Consider the following 7,284-nt stretch of genomic DNA (forward strand, 5'->3'; position numbering starts at 1 on the left):
ATGTATTACTTATGTTGGAGAGCTTTAAAAGAAGTGTTTGTAACATGTCAAGCCCCCGCTTTTTGGTCCAGTTGTTATGAGAGCTTCTGTGTTTCATAAGCATTCCTCCCTCCGCGAATTTTTTTAGGAAAGGGTTGCATTTCGAATTTCACCTACGAAGGTCAATTCCCCTTCATGCCATCCTATTGAAGCGGCTTCCTTTTCTTTCCATGACAGAAATGTCTGCCTTTCCTCCTCGAGCATTTCACCGGGATTAAATTTCGGAAGGGCCTGCTCTTTTTGTGTTAAAATCAATTTAAACCATCATATTCTGTCGTGCGGCACCGCCCCTCCTCAAAACACCAATCGAAATGGAGCCTTTGAAAAAATGATCTTACCTAAACCCACTTTACAATTGTTCTTTGTATGCTTCCTCGTAATCGCGGCAACAACTTCTTTTTCTCTTTGGGCGCAGCGCCCGGAAACGGAATGGCAAGCAGGCGCGGCAAGCGTGGATATCACACCGCAAACTCCCTTGTGGCTTGCGGGCTACGCAGCGCGTACAAAAGCTGCCGAAGGGACTTTGCTGCCCTTAAAAGCCAAGGCATTGGCGCTTAAAGATGCTGCCGGCCACTGCGCTGTGGTGGTGACCACCGACATCTGCGGCTATCCCATCGAAGTTGCCGACCGTATCCACAGCAAGGTTGAAGAGCGTTTCGGACTGACGAAAGAAAATATGATTCTCAGCGCATCCCATACCCATAGCGGTCCGGTCGTTGGCGCTTCCCTGAAATGTATGTATAGCTTTGACGCCGAAGAAGAGGCAAAACTGATCGCCTACACGGATCGTTTTATCGAAGATATTGTCACATTGGTGGGCACTTCCTTGGATCGTTTGGAAGCGGCGCATCTCCTATCCGGCAATGGCACCGCCCGCTTTGCGGTCAATCGACGGAACAATGTGGAGAGCGCCTTGAAGCCCACCAGTGACCTGGAAGGACCCAATGACCATGCCGTTCCTGTGCTTCAGGTGCTGCGCAGCGATGGAAGCCCTATGGCCGTTCTTTTTGGCTATGCCTGTCACGCCACGGTGTTGGACGGTTACGAATGGAGCGGTGATTATCCCGGATATGCGCAAGAGGCACTGGAAAACCAATACCCCGGTATGACTGCGCTTTTCTTCGCCGGATGCGGTGCCGACCAGAATCCTTTGCCGCGCCGGACCGTCGCATTGGCGCGTCAATATGGCGTAACCCTGGCCGCTGCCGTCACTGCCGTATTAGAAGGCGGGGCAATGACTCCCCAGCCTGCCGCATTGACAACCCTCTATAAAGAAATCCCGCTGGATTTGGAATCCGTACCGGATGAGGCTGCCCTGCGCGAGCGCATAGCGAATACCGGGGGCTACGAACAACAGTGCACAGAAGCCTTGCTCAACCGTGTTCTTCAAGACGGGGCTCTAGCTCCCCAATATCCTTATCCCGTGCAGAGTTGGAAAATAGGCGACCAATGGCTTGTTGTGCTGGGCGGAGAAGTGGCAGTGGATTATTCGATTGCCATTAAAGAACAGCTGGGACAACAGGTATTTGTCATGGCTTATTCGAATGATTTAATGGCTTACATCCCTTCCGAACGGATTCGCGAAGAAGGCGGCTACGAAGGCGCGGCTGCACAAATTATTTTTGGTCTACCCAGCGCCTGGGCGCCGGGTTTGCAAAATCGCATACTCAATGAGGTGTGGAAGCAAACAAAACCATGAGACCCCAATTTTAAATTTATAAATATTTCGGAACACAACAAACATGCCGAGTAAAAAAAATAACGATGTAATAACAGCTGCGGCACTTGAAAAATATCTGAAAGAGGTTCGCGCTTGCTGCCATTGTGCGGACGTGCTCCCCTTGGGCTGTCGCCCTATTCTGCGCGTTAAAATCACGGCACGCATTCTAATCGCAGGTCAGGCGCCGGGCATCAAAGTCCATGAAAGCGGAATTCCATGGAATGATCCGAGCGGCGACCGGCTTCGTTCATGGCTGGGTCTTGACCGCAAACAATTTTATGACGATACACAAATCGCGATCATTTCCATGGGATTTTGTTATCCCGGTCGATCGCCTCGGGGCGGTGATCTTCCACCACGTCCGGAATGTGCGGAGCTGTGGTTGGAAAAATTACTGAGCTTCCTGCCTAATCTTGAGACCACCATTTTGGCGGGTGCTTATGCACAAAAATGGTATCTCGGCAAGGAAGCGAAACGAACGCTTACAGAAACCGTTGAAAATTGGAAAGACTGGGCACCGAGATATTTCCCTGTGCCGCACCCCTCTTTTCGAAATAATCACTGGCTGAAAAAGAATCCGTGGTTTGAAAAAGATCTGGTACCTGTATTGCAAAAGCGTATGAAAAAGCTACTGCATTAAAAAGTATAGATCTTCTTTAATCCCGATGAAATCCCCGGCAGCGCGCCCCGTTGCGCCCGGGTTCTAGCGTTCGGCACAGCAGGCCCAGGCGCTTGGGCAAGGATTTATCAGGACGAACGTGATACAATTCAATCATAATGAAATACCTAAAAACGAGTACGGAAACCTAAGGATAGGGAAGAAAAAAACTTCACGATCTTTCCGTTTCCCCGGATGCAGCGCGTTAGCCGGAAAAGAATAGACTTTTTTCCCGCTAACAAGAATTGATTAGGAAAGGCAGCAATGAGCAGAAAAGTACGAATCGGAATTATTGGTTGTGGCGCTATAACGGAAAGACATCATGCGCCGGAATATGCGAATAGCCCGGACGCGGAAATCGTAGCCCTTTGCGATTCCATGAAGAGCAAAGCGCAAGCGGTTGCCGATAAATTTGCGCCAAACGCACAGGTCTTCACTGATTATAAAGATCTTCTGAAGCAGGCAGATATCGAAGGGGTTTCCGTTTGCCTCCCCAATCATCTCCATGGCCCCGTCACCGTGGCCGCGCTGAAAGCAGGTTGTAATGTGTTAGTTGAAAAGCCCATGGCAACCAGTATGGAAGAAGCCAAACGCATGATCGCCGCGGCGGAGAAGGCGGGCAAACTGCTTGCAGTCAACCAAAATCAACGGTTATATCCTGCCCACGTCAAAGCCAAAGAAGTCATGGACAGCGGGATCATGGGCGACGTGCTCCATGTGACCGCCATGTTTGGGCACGATGGCCCTGAATTTTGGAGTCCTTCCGGGAAATGGTTTTTTAAGAAAAAAGAAGCCCGTTTCGGCGCCATGGCTGATCTGGGCGTTCACAAAGCTGACCTGGTCCGATACCTCACGGGCAAGGAAGTCGGGTCGATCAGTGCCTACTTCAAACGGCTCGAAAAGAAACGGGCCAGCGTGGAGGATAATTTTGTCGCAGCAATGCAGTTTACTGATGGTACCGTGGGCACATTGGCTGCCTCATGGACGGTGAAAGGTGCCGACGCGAATTACACCATCTTGTATTGCACTAAGGGCACGCTTAGTATTTGTGCGTATCCCGGCCGTCCGCTCGTGGCGAATCTGGTGGAACCTGAATGCGAAATTAATTTTGATGTACACCGTCCTCCCGATAATGATGATGACGGTTGGGGCCTTGATGTAGGCGGTCGTTTTTGTCGTGCCATCAAAGGCGAAGAAGAACCGTTTTGCAGTGGTGTGGAAGGCATGAAATCTTTAGAAGTCATTCTCGCCGCAGAACGTGCAGCACTGACAGGCAAAGCCGTAAGCATCAAGCATTAAGGTGAAGGAGTAAGATTCTATGCCCCGGACGGTTACTGTTGCGCTGGGCGATCGTGCCTATGATATCCATATCGGACGTGATAATCTGTATCTTATAAAAGACTGGTTGGCAGCAAAAAGCAACCGGGCCGCCATTGGCCTTATCACCGACAGCAACGTCGCGCCTTTATATGCTGACGCCGTCCGCGCGCAGATTGAGGCGGCGGGATGGCGCTGTGTCGTTCATGTGATGCCCGCCGGTGAAGCCGGCAAACGGCTCGACCGTATCGAAGAAATTTGCGGTACATTCCTCGCCCATGGACTGGATCGCGGTGACGCCGTGCTTGCATTAGGCGGCGGTGTGGTCGGTGATATTGCCGGTTTCGCCGCTGCCTGCTATATGCGCGGGATCTCTTACATACAGATCCCAACCACTGTAGTGGCGCAGGTAGACTCGAGTGTAGGCGGCAAAACAGCCGTGAATCATCCTCTCGGCAAAAATACCATTGGTATGTTCTACCAACCCCAATCCGTCATTATTGATATGGAATTGCTGGCAACATTGCCGCCCCGGGAACTGCGTGCAGGATGTGCGGAAATCATTAAGCATGGCGTGATTGCCGACGCTGCTCTTTTCGATTATATGGAAGAAGAGGCGGAGCGCATCTTATCGGGAGATCCTAATGCGTTGGTCTATCCCATCGCCCGCTCCTGCGAAATCAAAGCGGAGGTCGTAACGCAAGATGAGCGTGAACAGGGGCTCCGCGCAATCCTTAATTACGGGCATACCTTCGGCCATGCGCTGGAAACGGTGAGCCATTACGCGCGCTTCCTGCATGGGGAAGCCGTTGCGCTCGGCATGTGCGCAGCGGGGGCATTGGCGAAAAATTTGGGACTGGTAGATCAGCACTTTGTGGAGAGGCAGCGCGAATGTATCGCACGCTACGAACTGCCAATTTTTTGGGAAGATCTGCCCGTCGAAGAAGCCCTTGATGCCATGAAAAAAGATAAAAAGGCACGGTCAGGAAAACTGAAGTTTATTGTACCCGACGCTATGGGCAGCGTTGTTCAAAGAACCGATATTTCAGAAGACCAGGCGCGACAGGCATTTTATAGCCTTAAAATAAAAACCTAAAACGATACAAGGATCATCAATCCAATGCTATTTGGCGGAGACTCAGCGCAAAGTTATTATGAAGAAGGGTTGACTTCAGCGATCAAAGGCAACTACGAAGAAGCAATCCGCTACTTTAAAGAAGCGTTGAAACGCGACAAATACCTTTACCAAGCAGAACATCAAATCGGCCGTTGTCTTTTGCGTCAGGGAAAAACAAAAGAAGCCCTACCCATTTTGGAAAAAGCGGTTAAGCACTTAGATGAACTCAGTGCTCCTAAAATCGACCTCGGCAACGCGCTCATACAGCAAGGTCAAATCAAGGGGGCGCGCGACATTTTTTCCCATTTATTGAAAACGAAACCCCAAGAAAAACGAGCCGTGCTAGGTCTCGCCTACTGTGCCTTTCATGAAGCCCAATGGGAAACAGCTGCCGGATTGCTCCAACGTACCCTCGAACTGGGACGCTCCCAATTTGATGTCCATTTCCTGCTGGCACAAGCCGCCGATAAGATGGGAGAGTTTCAGCTAGCCATCGCACAATACCAACAGGCTGAAAATTTGATGCAACAGTCCATTGAAGCTACTCCCGATCAGGCAGCGGCTTATTATCTCCTCGCCCGTGTCCATGAAGGTATGGGATATTACAACAGGGCTGTGGAAGATATAGATCAAGCCTTGCTCTATGCCGAAGAAGGGCAGTGTTATTCCGCCTACAATATCTTATTTTCACGAGAAACAATGCTCGCCTATAAAGAGACCCTTACAACAAAATTGCGTAAATAATCCAATACCTTAGACCATATAAATGATTGAGGGAAAGATCCCTTTCATGAAAATAGGTGCGTGTTCTCTTGTTGCACACGCCTCATGGAAAGGAAAAACGGGATTTGAGTTACATCAATATGCAGTTGGTTCGTGAGTTCTTCGAACTCAATCTCTTTTATGTGCTGCCCTATTGGCGCTATGAAACAGCCATGGGAGACCATGATTACTCGGCGTCCCAATTGTTCGTGCAGCAAAACGAGCCCCCTCATTCTTTTGAATTGAAACCGGAGCTGGGAGCGGGTGACGTAAAGGGGGTTAAACGTGCCGTAGTCGAAGTGCGCGCATGGCATGGCGACCGCCTTTATAGCTCCATGATAACGCCGGGTTCCGTTTTCAGTCGTGTCGCGTCAACGCAAACCCGCTATTTGGCAGAATCCATCTTTGACGGCGGGCGTTACAAAATCATATTGGTCGTGTCCCGCCTCTCTTCAACACCGGAGAAAAGGGCGGAGGCGATTCACAAACTGCAGGAACTGGGTGTTGACCATGTCCTGGAATTTCCCACCATGCTTGCGGACATGATCCGCCTTGTTTCAGGACAGGGGAACTATTCCGATTCGCCATCGCTTCAAACCATTCGCCTGCTCAAACAATATGATTTTATCCGAGGCCGCCAAATGGAATTTTATTTTCCATCCACAAGGTCTGACGATTCATTCATACACGATTTCACGGATCCGGAGGATAAGGACGATGACAGATAACAAGCCTCCAAGTTTATCGACATGTCTGGCTTGCAAAAGATGGGTTAGTGATAGGTGGGCTCGTAGCCTTCGAAGACGGTCATCATGGTTTGTTGTACTTCGGCATTGCGCATGGTACCCACAATGAACGACAAGGCATAATCAAGGGCCTCCATGTCCGCTTGACCTTCAGAGTGCAGAAAACGTTCCAAGAGCATTTCACGCTCAAAAGGTTCGAGCAAATCAAATAGTTCGAGGCGCGTGATGGTCTGGAGCACCTCCTCACTGATTTTGGTGCTCTCAAAAAAAGCGAGTTGCCGCAGGGAAAGAATTTTTTCTGAATAAGTAGGTTTCATGGATAGGTAGTCATTGACTATTTTGATTGCGAAATCAATATCGTTGTGATTATGTCCCTGGAGCTGTAATAACGAGCGCATGGTCTCCTCGCTAAGTGGTTTGTCCCCCACAGAATCCACGTGCTCAAGAAGAATGCGAACCAGCTTGTTTGGATTGTTTTTCATCTGTTTCTCCAGAGGGGGATCCTACGAAAGATGCGCCCCCTTATTAGGCTATATTGTAGGCTTTCCGTCGCGCTAGAATCAATTTGTAATCGCCCGCAGGTTCAAACTCGAATTGCAACCCTTTCCTTAAAAAAGACTTCGGCCGGAGTTCTGTAATGAAGTGTTTTCCTTGGTCTATTATTTAAATCTTGAATAGCTCTTTGTAACTGCTCTTCAGAAATTGTATCAAAACGAGTCTTTTTGGGAAAGTATTGTCTTAAAAGCCCATTAGTATTTTCGTTCCTAGCGCGATCGTTTAAGCAGTAGGGGCGTGCGAAATAGACCGCTACGGATAATTCTTCAGCAATGTATTTATGAGCAGAAAATTCTGTGCCGTTGTCAAAGGTTATCGTGTGAAGCTGTTTCGAATCGACCTTTTTTAAAAGATCTATTGTAGCCTGTGG

8 protein-coding genes are annotated in these 7,284 nt (G+C 49.4%); 6 read left to right on the forward strand and 2 right to left on the reverse strand.

What is annotated here, in order from left to right; translation table 11 throughout:
• Nucleotides 1-367: 367 nt before the first annotated feature.
• The 6 genes from GX117_04300 to GX117_04325 all read left to right on the forward strand — a co-directional run bounded on the left by GX117_04300 (nucleotide 368) and on the right by GX117_04325 (nucleotide 6,341).
• Nucleotides 368-1,738: a hypothetical protein gene (locus GX117_04300; GenBank protein ID NLO32564.1), complete on the forward strand. Its 1,371-nt coding sequence runs from the start codon at nucleotides 368-370 to the stop codon at nucleotides 1,736-1,738.
• Nucleotides 1,739-1,781: 43 nt separating this feature from the next.
• Complete coding sequence (locus GX117_04305; protein NLO32565.1) at nucleotides 1,782-2,399, forward strand: uracil-DNA glycosylase family protein; 618 nt, start codon at nucleotides 1,782-1,784, stop codon at nucleotides 2,397-2,399.
• A 282-nt stretch (nucleotides 2,400-2,681) separates the two neighbouring features.
• A complete protein-coding gene (locus GX117_04310; GenBank protein NLO32566.1) occupies nucleotides 2,682-3,716 on the forward strand; it encodes a Gfo/Idh/MocA family oxidoreductase in 1,035 nt (344 codons plus the stop codon).
• 19 nt (nucleotides 3,717-3,735) lie between these two features.
• A complete protein-coding gene (locus GX117_04315) occupies nucleotides 3,736-4,830 on the forward strand; it encodes a 3-dehydroquinate synthase (GenBank protein NLO32567.1) in 1,095 nt (364 codons plus the stop codon).
• Between the two features lie 24 nt (nucleotides 4,831-4,854).
• Complete coding sequence (locus tag GX117_04320; protein NLO32568.1) at nucleotides 4,855-5,595, forward strand: tetratricopeptide repeat protein; 741 nt, start codon at nucleotides 4,855-4,857, stop codon at nucleotides 5,593-5,595.
• Nucleotides 5,596-5,699: 104 nt separating this feature from the next.
• A complete protein-coding gene (locus tag GX117_04325) occupies nucleotides 5,700-6,341 on the forward strand; it encodes a hypothetical protein (protein NLO32569.1) in 642 nt (213 codons plus the stop codon).
• 44 nt (nucleotides 6,342-6,385) lie between these two features.
• On the opposite strand, the gene GX117_04330 is transcribed toward GX117_04325, so the two are convergent.
• Both GX117_04330 and GX117_04335 read right to left on the reverse strand, forming a co-directional pair.
• A complete protein-coding gene (locus tag GX117_04330; GenBank protein ID NLO32570.1) occupies nucleotides 6,386-6,841 on the reverse strand; it encodes a DUF494 family protein in 456 nt (151 codons plus the stop codon).
• 101 nt (nucleotides 6,842-6,942) lie between these two features.
• The coding region (locus GX117_04335; GenBank protein ID NLO32571.1) for an IS30 family transposase at nucleotides 6,943-7,284 on the reverse strand (342 nt) is incomplete at its 5' end.

This window comes from Candidatus Hydrogenedentota bacterium, assembly GCA_012523015.1.
Lineage (GTDB): Bacteria > Hydrogenedentota > Hydrogenedentia > Hydrogenedentales > CAITNO01 > JAAYBJ01.

Bases quoted from the DNA above. Each gene is read 5' to 3' on its own strand.
- GX117_04320 (NLO32568.1), top strand. From the start codon at position 4,855: ATGCTATTTGGCGGAGACTCAGCGCAAAGTTATTATGAAGAAGGGTTG.
- GX117_04300 (NLO32564.1), top strand. From the start codon at position 368: ATGATCTTACCTAAACCCACTTTACAATTGTTCTTTGTATGCTTCCTC.
- GX117_04330 (NLO32570.1), bottom strand. From the start codon at position 6,841: ATGAAAAACAATCCAAACAAGCTGGTTCGCATTCTTCTTGAGCACGTG.
- GX117_04315 (NLO32567.1), top strand. From the start codon at position 3,736: ATGCCCCGGACGGTTACTGTTGCGCTGGGCGATCGTGCCTATGATATC.
- GX117_04310 (NLO32566.1), top strand. From the start codon at position 2,682: ATGAGCAGAAAAGTACGAATCGGAATTATTGGTTGTGGCGCTATAACG.
- GX117_04305 (NLO32565.1), top strand. From the start codon at position 1,782: ATGCCGAGTAAAAAAAATAACGATGTAATAACAGCTGCGGCACTTGAA.